The 15,238-nt window shown below is 41.9% G+C and carries 17 protein-coding genes; 11 read left to right on the plus strand and 6 right to left on the minus strand.

The genetic code is table 11. The features are described from left to right. Positions 1 to 7: 7 nt before the first annotated feature. The 4 genes from DFQ04_RS06685 to DFQ04_RS06700 form a co-directional block, all read right to left on the minus strand. Positions 8 to 964, minus strand: coding sequence for an ATP-grasp domain-containing protein (locus DFQ04_RS06685; RefSeq protein WP_133553927.1), 957 nt, complete (start codon positions 962 to 964; stop codon positions 8 to 10). A 41-nt stretch (positions 965 to 1,005) separates the two neighbouring features. Then, a complete protein-coding gene (locus DFQ04_RS06690; protein ID WP_133553929.1) occupies positions 1,006 to 1,719 on the minus strand; it encodes an esterase family protein in 714 nt (237 codons plus the stop codon). A gap of 108 nt (positions 1,720 to 1,827) precedes the next feature. Beyond that, entirely contained in the window at positions 1,828 to 2,349 is a 522-nt protein-coding gene (locus DFQ04_RS06695; protein WP_133553931.1) for a hypothetical protein, read from the minus strand. Positions 2,350 to 2,422: 73 nt separating this feature from the next. After that, a complete protein-coding gene (locus DFQ04_RS06700) occupies positions 2,423 to 2,941 on the minus strand; it encodes a gamma carbonic anhydrase family protein (RefSeq protein WP_133553933.1) in 519 nt (172 codons plus the stop codon). 129 nt (positions 2,942 to 3,070) lie between these two features. Here DFQ04_RS06700 and DFQ04_RS06705 point away from each other — a divergent pair, with 129 nt between their 5' ends. From DFQ04_RS06705 to DFQ04_RS06740, 8 genes are all read left to right on the plus strand, one after another. Continuing rightward, on the plus strand, positions 3,071 to 3,796 hold the full coding sequence (locus DFQ04_RS06705) for a YceI family protein (RefSeq protein WP_133553935.1): 726 nt from the start codon (positions 3,071 to 3,073) through the stop codon (positions 3,794 to 3,796). Positions 3,797 to 3,887: 91 nt separating this feature from the next. Continuing rightward, positions 3,888 to 4,991, plus strand: a complete 1,104-nt coding sequence (gene dinB, locus DFQ04_RS06710) for a DNA polymerase IV (RefSeq protein WP_133553937.1) — start codon at positions 3,888 to 3,890, stop codon at positions 4,989 to 4,991. A 139-nt stretch (positions 4,992 to 5,130) separates the two neighbouring features. After that, positions 5,131 to 6,606: a tRNA (N6-isopentenyl adenosine(37)-C2)-methylthiotransferase MiaB gene (miaB, locus tag DFQ04_RS06715; protein WP_133553939.1), complete on the plus strand. Its 1,476-nt coding sequence runs from the start codon at positions 5,131 to 5,133 to the stop codon at positions 6,604 to 6,606. A 61-nt stretch (positions 6,607 to 6,667) separates the two neighbouring features. After that, positions 6,668 to 7,957 carry a sigma-54 interaction domain-containing protein gene (locus DFQ04_RS06720; protein ID WP_133553940.1) on the plus strand — a complete coding sequence of 430 codons (1,290 nt, stop codon included), beginning with the start codon at positions 6,668 to 6,670 and terminating at the stop codon, positions 7,955 to 7,957. Further along, positions 7,944 to 8,477 (plus strand): LPS assembly lipoprotein LptE, encoded by a 534-nt coding sequence (gene lptE, locus DFQ04_RS06725; RefSeq protein WP_133553942.1) that lies wholly within the window; start codon positions 7,944 to 7,946, stop codon positions 8,475 to 8,477. The genes DFQ04_RS06720 and lptE overlap by 14 nt, the downstream gene beginning before the upstream one ends. An 18-nt stretch (positions 8,478 to 8,495) precedes the next feature. Continuing rightward, entirely contained in the window at positions 8,496 to 9,239 is a 744-nt protein-coding gene (locus tag DFQ04_RS06730) for a hypothetical protein (RefSeq protein WP_133553944.1), read from the plus strand. Positions 9,240 to 9,249: 10 nt separating this feature from the next. Then, positions 9,250 to 9,603, plus strand: a complete 354-nt coding sequence (secG, locus tag DFQ04_RS06735) for a preprotein translocase subunit SecG (protein ID WP_133553946.1) — start codon at positions 9,250 to 9,252, stop codon at positions 9,601 to 9,603. Positions 9,604 to 9,746: 143 nt separating this feature from the next. Next, on the plus strand, positions 9,747 to 10,688 hold the full coding sequence (locus DFQ04_RS06740; protein ID WP_133553948.1) for a sterol desaturase family protein: 942 nt from the start codon (positions 9,747 to 9,749) through the stop codon (positions 10,686 to 10,688). Position 10,689: 1 nt separating this feature from the next. Here DFQ04_RS06740 and DFQ04_RS06745 read toward each other — a convergent pair whose 3' ends face one another. Beyond that, entirely contained in the window at positions 10,690 to 11,400 is a 711-nt protein-coding gene (locus DFQ04_RS06745) for a hypothetical protein (protein ID WP_133553950.1), read from the minus strand. 225 nt (positions 11,401 to 11,625) lie between these two features. On the opposite strand from DFQ04_RS06745, the gene DFQ04_RS06750 reads away from it, so the two are divergent. From DFQ04_RS06750 to DFQ04_RS06760, 3 genes are all read left to right on the plus strand, one after another. Beyond that, positions 11,626 to 11,904: a co-chaperone GroES gene (locus DFQ04_RS06750; RefSeq protein WP_133553952.1), complete on the plus strand. Its 279-nt coding sequence runs from the start codon at positions 11,626 to 11,628 to the stop codon at positions 11,902 to 11,904. A 35-nt stretch (positions 11,905 to 11,939) separates the two neighbouring features. Continuing rightward, positions 11,940 to 13,568: a chaperonin GroEL gene (groL, locus tag DFQ04_RS06755; protein ID WP_133553954.1), complete on the plus strand. Its 1,629-nt coding sequence runs from the start codon at positions 11,940 to 11,942 to the stop codon at positions 13,566 to 13,568. A 168-nt stretch (positions 13,569 to 13,736) separates the two neighbouring features. Further along, positions 13,737 to 14,123: a response regulator gene (locus DFQ04_RS06760; protein ID WP_133553956.1), complete on the plus strand. Its 387-nt coding sequence runs from the start codon at positions 13,737 to 13,739 to the stop codon at positions 14,121 to 14,123. Here DFQ04_RS06760 and DFQ04_RS06765 read toward each other — a convergent pair. After that, positions 14,120 to 15,202, minus strand: a complete 1,083-nt coding sequence (locus tag DFQ04_RS06765; RefSeq protein WP_243739640.1) for a serine hydrolase domain-containing protein — start codon at positions 15,200 to 15,202, stop codon at positions 14,120 to 14,122. The two genes, DFQ04_RS06760 and DFQ04_RS06765, sit on opposite strands and share 4 nt — an antisense overlap. Between the last annotated feature and the right edge of the window lie 36 nt (positions 15,203 to 15,238).

The following is a 15,238-nucleotide window of genomic DNA, read 5'->3' on the forward strand; positions in this document are numbered from 1 at the left end:
ACACAGCTTAAAATCTCTTGGCGCTTTCCACAGAACCTTTCATGAATGTACCCCAAGTGAGGTTCATTTTTCCAGGTTTTTGGGCTTTTGCATAAGCAATAGCCATTTTTGCAGCTTCCTCCACTACCCAGTCAAAGTTGGCCTGCCCCACAGAATTGACATCCGCATCAGGAGCTGGATTTCCAAAATCTATAGCGTAAGGAATTCCGTCTCTTACGGCAAATTCTACCGTATTGAAATCGTAGCCTAAGCCTTGGCAGAGCCGGAGAGTGTAATCCTTTACAGTATTCAATAATTTCTTGGAGGCAGGTGCCTTATCCACTACATAGCGAAGGTGATGTGGGTTTCTTGGTTCGTATTCCATGATTCTCACTGCCTTTCCCCCCAAACAATACACACGGAAATACTCGTCAAAGACGATTTCTTCCTGAAGCAACATCACCAACTGTCCGGTCTCGGGATGCTTTTGGAAAAACTCCTCCTTGTTTTCCAAGCGATAAACATTCTTCCAACCTCCTCCGGCATAGGGCTTCATGTAGGCTGGAAATCCCACGTAACCAAAAATGCCTTCCCAGTCTAATGGGGCAGCCAAGTTTCTGAAGGATTTGCTGGTGGTATCTGTTGGATGCTCAGCAGATGGAAGAATCACCGTTTTTGGCAAAGGAACCCCCAACTGATCTGCGAGACAGTTATTGAAAAACTTATCATCAGCACTCCACCAGAAAGGATTGTTAATTACAGCTGTCCCGGTCAGCGCAGCATTCTTTAAATAGGCTCTATAAAAAGGAACATCTTGTGAAATCCGGTCTATGATCACCGCATACTCGGTCAATTGATTCTGGACGACTTTGTCTATCCTCACGGGCTCAGCCACAATTCCCTTTTCAGCTTTTTCATTGACTCTCTCCACAAAAGCATGAGGAAATGTGTCCTCCATGCCAAAAAGTATCCCGATTTTCTTCATGATTACTAGTGATTAAAATGATAGAATTATAAAGGTTTAAGTTAATCAAATTTGATAGTGGACAAATAATGAGGGAACATTTCCTTCCAAACTGGCCAATCGTGTTGTTTATCCTGACGAATATCCAGCCAGTGGTCCACATTTTTTTCTTTTAGCGCATGATGCAATTTCAGATTGGCGTCATAGCAAATATCCCAATTGGAGGTACCTAAAATGATCCGCATATTCCAAAGCTCATAATCCTGCAGTCCAGGTAAATATTCCAGTGGACTATTGTAGAAAATATCATCATGCTGATATCCGTCCATAAAGTCTCGAATATCAAAGGCTCCACTCATACTAAACATGTGGCTCACATAGCCCGGATGCCTGAAGGCAAAGTTGGCTGCATGATAGCCTCCGAAACTGCAACCCGCCATGGCTACTTTTGCAGAGGGAGTATTTAATCGAATCCTTTCCACCACCTCATGACAAATCATTTTATCATAAGCCACATGATTCTGGATTCGTTGATGAGGATGAACTCCTTTATTGTAAAAACTCAAACTGTCATTGCTATCAGGGCAATAAATCTGAATCAAACCCTGCTCAATAAACCAATGAGCTGAACCGACCAAGCCCATGTCTTTATTTTCATGGAATGATCCTTTGGAGGTGGGAAAAAGGACAACAGGATACCCTGCATGCCCAAAAACCAACATTTGGACATCCCTATTTACGTAGGGAGAGTACCACTTAAAATATTCTTCTTTCATAGAGGAGTGATTAGATCTGATTATTTCGAAAAAAGCTACCGAAAACAAATACTAAACAAAATTCAGGATAAAGAAAAGAATTCCTGAAAACGAGAAATGATGAAAAAATTAAGATTTGATATTATTCGAATTGAAAGGAACAGTTTGACGAAAATATAATGTCTTAAAAAGGCCAATTACTATCCCCAAAAAGATAAATAGCACAGAAATCCATTTTAAACTTGTACATACTGAAGCACAAATCGCCAAAAAATCCTCATGCCGAGGAAACACTTTTAAAATTCTAAGAATCATCAAGTTTTCAAATAAATCAAAAAAAGCAGCTACAAAAGGCAAAAAGACTATTTTTCTGATTCCCCAAAGCCTATAAAGAATTCCAGAAAGGAATATAGAATAGACCAATAAATAAGGCATGTCCAGTGCCCAAATCCCAAACCGATACAGTTTCCTTTGGTCAAATGACAATTGGCCTATAGAGAGATAGGCTTGTTCCGCAGTATAGGCAAACTTCAAATCCAAAGCATGGTCCTTGGAAAGAAATTGATTTAACATGAGGTTAAACCAGATGAAAAGCAAGGCTAAGATTACCAGAACCAGCTTCGTGGATATTTTTTCAAAAAATGATTTCATAAAAGTTTAAGCGTCTGAATCTAAGACTTTTGAAAAATTCTTCAAAACTAAGAGTCTAAAATATTCTAAAATTTTATTCGCTTTTTGGGAACCAGGTCGAATACATAGGGTAATTTCTGGCTGTCCGTAAGATCACTTCCTTCATTTCAGGACCAATATCCTTGACTTTTTTTGCTGGCATCCCAGCATAAATAGATCCTGATTCCACCACAGTTCCAGCAAGAACTACTGCCCCGGCTGCAATCACAGAATCAGAATGAACCACAGCTCCATCCATAACAATCGCCCCCATTCCGATTAGCACCCGATCATGAATCGTACAACCATGAACTATAGCATTATGCGCTACAGAGACTTGATTACCGATATAGGTCGGGGCTTTTTGATAAGTGCAATGAATCACGGCTCCATCCTGGATATTGGTATCGTCTCCAATTCTAATTTCATGCACATCTCCCCTGACTACCGCATTAAACCAAACCGTGCAGTTCTTCCCCATTTTCACATCTCCGACTACAGTGGCATTTGGTGCCAACCAGCAGTTTTCTCCAAATTCAGGTCCCTTTCCCTGTACTTCCATTACTAAAGCCATGTGCGTTTTTTTAATTCGAGAGGAAAAATAAAAATTTTGAATCTCTTCCGAACTTTTTTCTTGAATATGAGTTTACGTGTATAGACATTTAAATTCTAAACCTACATTTCAATTCAATCCAAACAAATTATGAAGACCACAAAACAAATTGGCTTTTTCTTGGCTGCTGCCATGATCACTTTTGCTTGCAGCAAACCTGCCTCTGATACTATCGAAACATCAGAAGCTCAGGAAGTAGCAATGGCTGAAGGACAGGAGCTAACTTTAGTTCCTACTGAAACAAAAATCTCTTGGGCTGGATATAAGCCAACTGGACGTCATTTTGGTAAAATCCCTGCTACAGAAGGAGTAATCACTGTAAATGGTGACCAAATCACTGCCGGTAAATTCACATTCGACATCACTGGTTTGAAAATCGAAGATATTCCTGCTGAAGACGAAAGCTATGGTAAGCTTTTCGGTCACTTGCAGTCAGCTGACTTCTTTGATGCAGCTAACCACCCAACTGCTACTTTCGAAATCACTTCTGTCGAGCCTTTTGCAGCTGGAGACGTAGTCTCTAATAAAGAAGAGTTTACTACTGAATTTACTCCTAAGTCTGATAGCGATTTGACTCCTGCTAACCCAACCCACTGGATCAGCGGAAACCTAACCATGAGAGGAACTACCAAAAACATTAAGTTCCCTGCCACTGTTGCTATGGAGAATGGAAAATTAATGGCAAAAGCTGGATTCAACATTGACCGTACCGCCTGGGGACTTTCTTATGGTGACGAAGCTACTGCAGTAGATAAAGCAAAAGACAAATTCATCTACAATACCGTTTCTTTGGAATTGGACGTAACAGCGAATTAATTAATAACACAACTACCACAATGATGCGAAAGGGGGAATTCTGAAGAATTCCTCTTTTTTTTGTTCTTAGCAGTTTGATGATCAAGTTTTGATGGAAGCAAAAGAGCAAGAAACCCCTAAAATCCGGAAAATCATCCACGTGGATATGGACGCTTTTTATGCCTCCGTTGAGCAATTGGATCATCCGGAATGGAGAGGAAAACCCTTGGTAGTGGGTGGAAATGAAGCCAGAGGAGTGGTTGCGGCAGCAAGCTATGAAGCCAGAAAATTTGGAATTCATTCCGCCATGTCCTCAGCCTTAGCCGCCAAAAAATGTCCCAACTTGATTTTTGCAAAGCCTCGATTTGAGCGATACAAGGAGATTTCTCTGCAGATCAGAGAGATTTTTTATGAATACACCGATTTGGTAGAACCGCTTTCTTTGGACGAAGCCTTTTTAGATGTAACCGAGAATAAGGCAGGATTGAAATCCGCCATCTTTATAGCCAAGCAAATCCGGGAAAAGATTAAAGAGAAAACCGGATTGAACGCTTCTGCAGGAGTTTCTTACAATAAGTTCTTGGCAAAAACTGCCTCCGACCTAAATAAACCTAATGGGCAGGCAGTGATTCTTCCAGAGGATGCTGAAGCCTTTTTGGAAAAATTACCTATCGGCAAATTCTTTGGAATCGGGAAGGTTACAGCCGAAAAAATGCAAAATCTAGGAATCCATACCGGAAAGGATTTAAAGGAATACTCTCTCCAGTTTTTGACCAAGAAATTCGGGAAATCAGGACTTCATTACTTTAACATCGTTCGGGGAATCCATCTTTCGGAGGTGCAGCCTCACCGGGTTCGAAAGTCTTTAAGTGCAGAAAATACTTTTGAAAAGGATTTGATCACTCTGGAGGAAATGAAAGCAAACCTCCACCCTATTTTTGAAGAAGTTATCCGAAGAATTGAAAAAAGCGGGATCAAAGGCCGGACGGTCACGCTGAAAATCAAATACGCCGATTTTACACTACAAACCCGCAGCAAAACCCTAGAACAATATCCAGACGCAGAAACCATCTGGGAAGTGGGATTGGAACTCCTACAGCAGGAGGAAATCCCTAAACCCGTTCGCCTTTTAGGCCTGGGACTTTCCAATTTAAATATTACCGAAGAGCAGGTTCATTTTGGTGAGCAGTTGAAAATCCCTTTCGAAGGGAAGTAAGGAATTTGGAAGAAATAAGCGAATTCAAACTGCCATTTTGTCCGCATTTTCGTAATTTCGCAACCTGAATAAATCATTTTCGGTTTGATTGTCTTCTAACCTGATCTATTCACCCAAAAACTAAGAAAACTTCCAGTTCATGGATCTGATCAAAGATATTGACATTATCTCCCCAGAGGAGGCAAAGGCACAAGATTACAAAACCACTCCTGAGGAGAATACCGGTAAAACCAAGAAGCTTTACATTGAAAGCTATGGCTGCCAAATGAATTTTTCCGATTCTGAAATCGTCGCTTCCATCATGAAAGAAAATGGATTTGACACCACTGCTGACTTTGAAAAGGCCGATGTGATTTTTTTAAATACCTGCTCCATCCGGGAAAAAGCCGAGTTGACCGTACGCAAAAGGCTCAGTCAATTCCAACAGGCTAAGAAGAACAAGCCAGAACTGACCATTGGTGTACTTGGCTGTATGGCTGAGCGACTGAAAGAAAACCTGCTCAGCGAGGAAAAAATTGTAGACGTAGTCGTAGGACCAGATGCCTACCGCGACCTTCCCAACTTAGTCAATGCTGCTGAAGATGGAAGAAAGGGCGTAAATACTTTCCTTTCCAGAGAAGAAACCTACGCGGATATCGCTCCTGTACGACTCAATTCCAACGGGGTGACAGCTTTCATTTCAATCATGAGAGGCTGTGACAACATGTGTTCTTTCTGCGTGGTGCCATTTACCAGAGGTCGTGAAAGAAGCCGTGATCCTCATTCTATTGTTGCTGAAGCTCAGGATCTTTTTGACAAAGGCTACAGGGAAGTGACTCTTCTAGGACAAAATGTAGACTCCTACAAATGGTCCCCTGAGGAGAACAATAAAGCCAGACTGAACAAAAAAGAAGAGGAAGTGAGCCAGGTGGTAAACTTTGCCCATTTGTTGGAAATGGTGGCCAAAGTCAGTCCGCTCCTTAGAGTGAGATTCTCTACTTCTCATCCAAAAGACATCACGGATGAAGTACTTTATACCATGAAGAAGTACGACAATATCTGCAAATACATTCACCTGCCAGTTCAATCCGGAAACTCACGAGTTCTGGAGATGATGAACAGAACTTATGACCGGGAATGGTATTTGAATAGAGTTCGTGCGATACGAGAGATTCTAGGTGAGGAATGTGGCATTTCCTCCGATATGATTGCAGGATTCTGCACAGAAACTGAGGAAGAACACCAAGACACCCTGACCTTGATGGATATCGTGAAATACGATTTCTCCTACATGTTCTTCTACTCTGAGCGCCCGGGAACTCTGGCCGCGAAGAAATATGAAGATGATATTCCTTTGGAGGTAAAAAAGAGAAGGCTTGCCGAAATTATAGAGAAGCAAAACCAACTCTCTTTCGAAAGAAATAAACTGGATTTGGGCAAGGAACAAATCATCCTCATCGAAGGAACTTCCAAAAAGTCCAAAGAAGAACTCAAAGGTCGAAACTCAGCCAATAAGGTCGTCATCGTCCCTGCAGAAGGATTGAAATTGGGTGACTATGTGAAAGTAAAAATCGCTGATTGCTCCCCTGCTACCCTATTTGGAGAAGTTTTGGAAATCAATCCAGCCTTAGCATGAGGAGTAGTACGTCATTGCGAGCGAAGCGCAGCAATCTTTCAGCCCAAAAACCAGTGAAGGCATGATTACCCCCCAAGAAATCCATAGTGTAAAACTGCGTTTTGGAATAATTGGGAATAGCCCCTTACTCAATCACGCGATTCAGGTAGCCATGCAAGCCGCTCCCACCGATATGACTGTAATGATAACCGGGGAGAGTGGTAGTGGTAAGGAAAGCTTTTCAAAAATCATCCATTCCCTTTCCTTGAGAAAGCATGGGAAATTCATCGCAATCAACTGCGGTGCTATTCCGGAAGGCACAATTGACTCTGAACTTTTTGGTCACGAAAAGGGCTCCTTTACAGGTGCTCACGAGGCTAGAAAAGGCTATTTCGAAGTGACTGATGGAGGTACCATTTTTCTGGATGAAATCGGAGAAATGCCTCTTGGTACCCAAGCTCGATTATTGAGGGTTTTGGAAAATGGAGAATTTATTCGTGTAGGTTCTTCCAAAGTCCAAAAAACAAATGTTCGGGTCATCACTGCAACCAACGTAAACTTGATCAAAGCGGTAGAAAAGGGAAAGTTCCGTGAGGACTTATACTACCGATTAAATACGGTTCCGATCTTCGTTCCCCCATTGAGGGAAAGAGGTGAGGACATGGTTTTGCTATTCAGAAAATTCACCACTGATTTCTCTGAGCGCTATCATGTCAAACCAATCACCTTAGATGCAGGGGCTCAAAATGTCTTGATGCGTTACCCTTTCCCTGGAAATATCCGTCAGTTGAAAAATATCGCTGAGCAAATTTCTTTGTTGGAAGAGCAGCGAGAGGTAAATGCCCAGACTCTATCCAAATATTTGCCCAACGAAGCCAATCGACTTCCTATGACCTTGCCTTCGGGTTCAGGTTCCGGAGAATCCATGGATTTTTCTGAAAGAGATATCTTATACAAGGTGCTCTTCGATATGAAAAAGGACATGAACGACTTGAAAAAGTTGGTTCTGGAGTCTTTTCAAAGTGGGGGTTTGAACGCCAATATCATGCAAAAGCATCAGGGTCTTTTCGAGGATTTGGACAGCAATGTTTCGCCCAAAGAAGCCATGGAAAACGTCTCTTCTTATCAGGTTCCTTTGGTTTTGGAATCTCAAAAAGGCGGTTCCCTATCCGATGTGGAGTATGAGGATGATGTGATCGAAGACATTCAGCACGAAGAAGATGATAATTCTCTTTCTTTGGAAAGAAAGGAAAAGGAAATGATTCTGAAAGCATTGCGCAAGCACAATAACAAGCGAAAGTATGCGGCTCAGGACTTGGGAATTTCAGAAAGAACGCTTTACAGAAAAATCAAGCAATATGAAATTGAGTAAAGCTATCACCCTTTATGGGGCTCTATTGCTGATCTTTCAATCTTGTGCAGTTAAATACAGCTTCACGGGTACCAATATCAATTATGAATTGGTCAAGACCTTTTCGGTGGAGAATTTCTTCAATGATTCAGGTGGGGGCCCTGCCAACATGGAGCAGCGTTTTACCGAAGCCATCAAGGAATATTACCAAAGAAACACCCAACTGGAGCTAGTTCGTACCAATGGGGATCTTCAATTTGCCGGAGCCATTAGTCGCTATACGCTAACTCCACAGGCTGCTGTTTCCAGCGGAGATCCGAATCTCCCAGACCGTGCGGGATTGATGCGATTGACGATTTCCATCGATGTGGAATACCTTAATACCACCAATGAGGAAGAAAATCTCAAGAGAACATTCAGCTTCTTCAAAGATTACGACCCAAGAACCACAACCTTATTGGATGTGGAAAACCAATTGGTTGAGGAAATTTTCGAAGTAATTATTCAGGATATCTTCACTGCCACCGTGGCCAACTGGTAATTTTAGTATATTCAAAAAATGAACGCCAGCCAATTTCTAGACCTTATTCATCGATCAGACCAGCTTGAGAAAGCTGATTTTCTTCAATTGAGGAAGGTTCAGGAGAATTTCCCTTACTTCCAGATCAGCCATGTCTTGGCTGCTAGATACGATGCGCTTAAGAATCCAGAGAAAAAAACTCCCAATCTCGCACTGGCGGCTCTCACCAGTCCAAATAGGATTTGGCTTAAGGAGTTTATAGAAAAGCCAGTTGAGGGGAATTCTACTACTGAGCGCAAGGTGAAGGAAGATTTACTTCCTGAAGAAGTGAATCCTCCAAAGGATCAAATTCAACGAACCGAATCTCTGGTTAAGCTAGGCGAGCAACTTAAAGGTGTAAAACCAGAAGAAAAGCCTGAGGTAAAACCAAAAGCTAAGAAAAGAAAGCCTCCTAAAGATGATCTGATTGAATCTATCAAAAAGAAGGAGAAAAAGGATATTCCTGCCTCAAAGACCCGGGAGCAAATTGATTTGATCAAGGCTTTTAGCAAAAAAGAAATCAAACTGGCCACCATCAAGGAAATCGAGGCTAATCAAAATACAGAAAACCTAGCCGAACCAAGCACCAAATTCAATGAGAATCTGATTACTGAGACTTTTGCAAAAATTCTCATCCAGCAAGGTAAAAAGGACATGGCCATGGAAATTTATGAGAAATTGAGTTTGAAGTTTCCCGATAAAAGGACTTACTTTGCGGACTTAATTGAAAAATTGAAAGAATAATTAACTCGATATGTTTACCTTATTAATTAGTATCATTTTGATTTTGGCGGTATTGCTGATCTTGGTAATCCTAGGCCAAAACTCAAAAGGTGGAGCTGGAGCAGCTTTCGGAGGCAGTGCATCCCAAATCATGGGTGTGACCCGTACAGGAAACGTTTTGGAAAAAGCTACCTGGATCTTGGCAGTTGCCATCTTGGTTCTTTCCTTGGCCTCTTCTGCATTCTACACGACCAGCCAGCCAAATCAATTCTCTTCTCCAAACATTGAAAGTGCTAAGCAGCAAGTTGTGGCTCCTGCATTCGGAGAGACAGAAAATGCTTTGCAAGCACCGGCAGCCGAAGGCGACACTACTTCAGGAAATTAATCCTAGTCATTTATGACATTTTAAGAAAGTCTGTCCAAAAGGGCAGACTTTTTTTATTAACTTAAATTTTCATAATTGATGCTCAGTCCGGTTTTGTTGCGGGATTTGTATTGATTTTTATCCCAAAACCTAATTGGATTTCCATGTTAGAAAAACCTGTACGTCTGGAAGATCTCCAGATCGAAAATTGGCCGAATATCATTCTTTGGGCCGCACCGGTGATGTTTCTCCTTGTCTTCATCGAATGGGGCATCAGCATTTACCAAAAAAGAGACTCTTATAATACCAAGGATTTTTTAGCAGCCTCCACGATAGGATTGGTGAACGTTGGCATCAGTGCTGCCATTAAACTTCTGACTTTCGGTATAGCCATATTTTGCTACAACATTTCCCCTTTTCAGATCCCGGCTACCTGGTGGTCTTTTGTCCTGTGCTTTATAGGAATTGACTTCGCGAGGTACTGGGCACATCGTGTGGCACATGAACAGCGCTTTTGGTGGGCCACGCATATTACACACCACAACAGTTCAAAATACAACCTATCAGTTTCCTTCCGTTTAGGATGGACTCAGCACATCAAGATCATCTTTTTTGTTCCGGTGATGTTGATGGGCTTTGATCCATTTGTATTCTTCATTTGTCATCAGATTGCCGTCTTGTATCAATTTTGGATACATACCGAATACATCACCAAGCTTCCAAGAGTCATTGAATTCTTTTTTACCACCCCTTCTCACCATCGGGTTCATCACGCGAGTGATGCGCATTATTTGGATAAGAACTATGGCTCAACCTTCATCATTTGGGATAGAATGTTTGGAACCTTTATGCCGGAAGCCGAAAGACCAACTTATGGCATCACTAAACCTGTGACTTCTTATAACCCCATCTATTTGGTTTTTCACGAGTGGAGGGACATTGTCTCGGACATGAAAAAGGCCAAAAACTTCAAGGAAGCCTGGAAAATTCTTTTTGAAAAACCTGGGGCTGAAATCATCCGAAATCGTGAAATCCAGGAAAGCCAAATAAAAAAGGTCCTCTCCCAAGCGGAAGAGAACCCCAAAGAGTTGGTTATGGAAAAATAGCCTATTCGGTCACCGAGCGTAGCAACAATCTTTTCCCAACAGGCACCAAGGTTTCTTCAATGGGAAAAGCTCCCTGACTATGCATTCTCCAGGTGGCAGGATTCGGCAATTCCTTGATTTCTTTGACCAGTTCCATTTTGAGTTTTTCCAAGGTATTCACCAAGGTTTTCTGGAATATTCCCACCAGCCAAAGGGTAATACTTCTAAACCTCTCCCCTGCCAGTTGTAGAAAATTGGATTTATAGCGGAAGGCATGGATTTCCTTTCTGTTCTCTTGAGTAAGCAAAATATATCCTTCCCGATTGTAAATCGGTAAAATCCCGACTGGCTCAAACTCAATCTGCTCCTCCACAAAATCATAAATGCTTTTCCCTTCTTCTATTTGATGCTTGAGTTTGGGCAAGGCGAAAGAGGTAATCTGGGCAATTTCTTCCATTACTCTTCCGTCCTGAACTTGAGATTCGTATTTCAATTGGGCATTTTGTAAATCAATTCCATTTAATGCCTTGGGAAAAAGATTCCTCAATTCAGTCTTTCCCGATTCCAGCTCCTTCAAAGTCCGGTGGTGCTCGATCAAATCTCCAAGTACAGGATACAACTTGACCGCCTGAAATTCCTTTTCTGCATTCTGCAGATACGCCAGGAGCTGATACTTTTTGTATTCAAAGTCAATCAGCCCTTCAGTGATCCAATTTTTGGGTAAGTTTTTCATAGGTCGTCTAGGTGTTAAAGGTTAGTCTTAAAATACGGAATTCTGACATTTTTTGCTGACATCCGGGAAATTTTGGCAGTGCCATCTGTCAAAAAATTTAATTGATTTCAGAGAAAAAAGCCACATTTACGGCCGATTTGTCATAAAGTCAGCCAAAGCTTTGCTTGGCACAGGAAGTGCACAAGGGGCAATAGCATTTTAATCTAACCTTAAACATTACATACTATGTCAAAAGTGAACATCAGACCTCTTGCAGACCGAGTGCTGGTACAGCCAGCCGCAGCAGAAGAGAAAACAGCCTCCGGCCTTTACATCCCGGACACTGCTAAAGAAAAGCCTCAAAGAGGAACAGTAGTCGCAGTGGGCAACGGTAAAAAAGATGAGCCATTGACTGTAAAAGTTGGAGACACTGTTTTGTACGGAAAGTATTCCGGTACTGAGCTCAGCGTAGATGGATCAGACTACCTCATCATGAGAGAATCTGACATTTTCGCAATCCTTTAATCATTCATTTATAAACTGAAAAAATTTAAAAAAACATGGCTAAACAACTGTTTTTCGATACCAACGCCAGAGATCAATTGAAGAAAGGCGTAGATGCATTGGCAGATGCAGTAAAAGTAACTTTGGGTCCTAAGGGACGAAATGTCATCATCGACAAAAAATTCGGTGCACCTACCATCACTAAGGACGGTGTCTCCGTAGCAAAAGAAATCGAATTGGCTGAGCCAATTGAAAATATGGGTGCTCAGCTGGTGAAGGAAGTAGCTTCCAAAACCGCTGACAACGCAGGTGACGGTACTACTACCGCTACTGTTTTGGCTCAGGCAATCTTCAACGTCGGAATCAAGAACGTAGCTGCCGGTGCTAACCCAATGGATTTGAAAAGAGGAATTGACAAGGCTGTAGCGGCTGTAGTTACTGAATTGAGAAACAATTCCAAGCAAATCTCTACTTCTAAAGAAATCGCTCAGGTTGCTACCGTTTCTGCAAACAATGACGAGGAAATTGGTAAGATGATCGCTGATGCGATGGATAAAGTTGGAAAAGACGGTGTAATCACTGTTGAGGAAGCAAAAGGTACCGAAACTGAAGTGAAGACTGTAGAAGGTATGCAGTTTGACAGAGGTTACCTTTCTCCATACTTCGTAACCAACACTGAGAAAATGGAAGCTGAATTGGATCATCCATTCATCTTGATCTACGACAAGAAGATCTCTTCCATGAAAGAATTACTTCCAGTATTGGAGCCAGTTGCTCAGTCTGGTAAGCCTTTGTTGATCATCGCTGAAGATGTTGACGGAGAAGCTTTGGCTACCTTGGTAGTAAACAAAATCAGAGGTGCTTTGAAAGTAGCTGCTGTAAAAGCTCCTGGTTTCGGTGACAGAAGAAAGGCAATGTTGGAAGACATCGCTATCCTAACCGGAGGAACTGTAATCTCTGAAGAAAGAGGATTCAAATTGGAGAATGCTACTCCTGACATGTTGGGAAGAGCTGAAAAAATCAATATCGATAAGGACAATACCACTATAGTAAACGGTGCTGGTGATGCAGCTGCTATCAAAGGCAGAATTGCTGAGATCAAGTCTCAAATCGAGAAAACTACTTCTGACTACGACAGAGAGAAGCTTCAGGAAAGATTGGCTAAGCTTTCTGGTGGTGTAGCTATCCTTTATATCGGTGCTGCTACTGAAGTAGAAATGAAAGAAAAGAAAGACCGTGTAGATGACGCTTTGCATGCAACCAGAGCTGCTGTACAAGAAGGTGTTGTCGTTGGTGGTGGTGTAGCGCTTGTAAGAGCTGCAGCTGCCTTGGATAAAGTAAAAGGATCCAACGAAGACCAAGATACCGGTATCAATATCGTAAGAACTGCTATCGAAGCTCCTTTGAGAACTATCGTAGCTAATGCCGGTGGAGAGCCTTCAGTAGTAATCAACAAGATCAGAGAAAACAAGGGCAACTTTGGCTATAACGCCAGAACTGACCAGTACGAAGACTTGTTCGATGCAGGTGTAATTGACCCAACTAAGGTGACCCGTTTGGCATTGGAAAATGCAGCTTCCATCGCAGCTCTTTTATTGACTACCGAATGTGTGGTAGCTGACGTGAAAGAAGATGCTCCTGCAATGCCTCCAATGGGCGGCGGAGGAATGGGTGGAATGATGTAATTCCCAATAAATCCTAAAAATTAAGGAGGTCAATTTGGCCTCCTTTTTTTATTTGTTTGGTTCGAATTCAGGAAATAATCTAACAAAAAACCTCTCAAACCTTTGATCTTTGCGCAGGAATAGTTGTATTTTGAAGAATATTAATCTTTAATCGCACCTCAGTACTACATGTCCCAGTTTGATGCAATCTTTTTGGTGGACGACGACCCTATCAACAATTTGATTAACAAAAGGTTATTGGGGAAAACTGTGATTAGTCAAAGAATAGAGGAATTTTTAGGTGGTGAAGAAGCTTTAGATAGAATTGATTTGGAACCATTACATCACCAAATCCTGATTTTTTTAGATATCAATATGCCGGTTCTCAACGGTTGGGAATTCCTGAATAAATACTTGGAAAGATTTCCTTCCAGAAAAGACAAAATCCTTATCCTTTCCAGTTCAATCGACTTTCAAGACCGTCAAAAAGCGGAGGAATTTGCCATTGTAAGCGGCTTTTTAGAAAAGCCACTTACCTTGGATAAAATTGAAAGTTACTTTCCGAATTCCTTTTAAGGGAAAATTTTAGAAAGCCTATCCCACATTTGTCTAGCCAAAAGATAAGGAACAGGCAAATCTCCAGGAGCCCCTCCCATTCGCACAATTACCAAATTCTTAGAAGGTATTACCATCAAAAACTGTCCATTTTTCCCCAAGGCCTGATACATATCGGATGGACCTGAAGGAATCACTGAGCCAGGCAAGACTGTCTGAGCTCCGGGAAGCATGTAAGATGATTTTCCATTCAACCAGGTCAGGTATCCATAGCTTAGGTTAAGCTTTTGGGAGCTTTCTTTCATTTCATTAAAATAACTTCCAGACCAAATCTGATTCCCATTCCAATTCCCTTGGGCCAAAAGCAATAATCCAAAACGCGCAAAGGACCTTGCATCTGAATAGAAGACATTGTTGTCTCCAGTCTGTTGCCAAAATCCTTTCATCCCGATTTTACTCCCCAATTTCTCCTCAAAGAAGGCTTGAAAATTCATCCCACTTGCTTTTTCCAATACCCTATCCAAAACAGTGTAAGTTCCATTGTGGTAACTCCAGCGGGTTCCAGGCTTGGCCAAGTAAGTAAAGGAAGCTGGATCAGACTTATCCAGATTAGGCACCTTGTCATTGATGCCTGTGGTAAAAGTCAGGTGATGCACCAATTTGATATCGCTTTCCTGAGAATTGCTCATGGAAGTCCAACCCTCACCCAAATATTTCTGGGTCTTGTCCTTTATGCTAAGCAATTTTTCCTGCTGGGCTATTCCAACCAAGGCGGCAGTCAGGGTCTTTCCGGCAGAGGCCCAGTACCAAAGGGAATTTTGATCCATCTCTCCTAAGCCTGTGAGCTTACTTCCCCAGTATTCCTCCACGACGATTTTTCCGTCTTTGAGAATGATCAAAGCCCGGGTATCCTGAGTAGGAAGCCAAGCTAAAAATTCAGCCAATTCGGTTTGATTCCAGCCCAATTCTGAAAGTGGAGTCTCCTCCCATTCGGTTGAACCAATCGGAGGGAAATACAAATTAGATGGAGCTGGTTTTGGCTTTTGAGCCTCCGCACAAGAAAAGGAAAAAAAAGCCCATCCTAAAAGAAGGGCTTTCATGGTGTTTTTTAAACGAGGAATAAAAACTCGATTCAT

This window comes from Algoriphagus boseongensis (assembly GCF_004362805.1).
Taxonomy (GTDB): domain Bacteria; phylum Bacteroidota; class Bacteroidia; order Cytophagales; family Cyclobacteriaceae; genus Algoriphagus; species Algoriphagus boseongensis.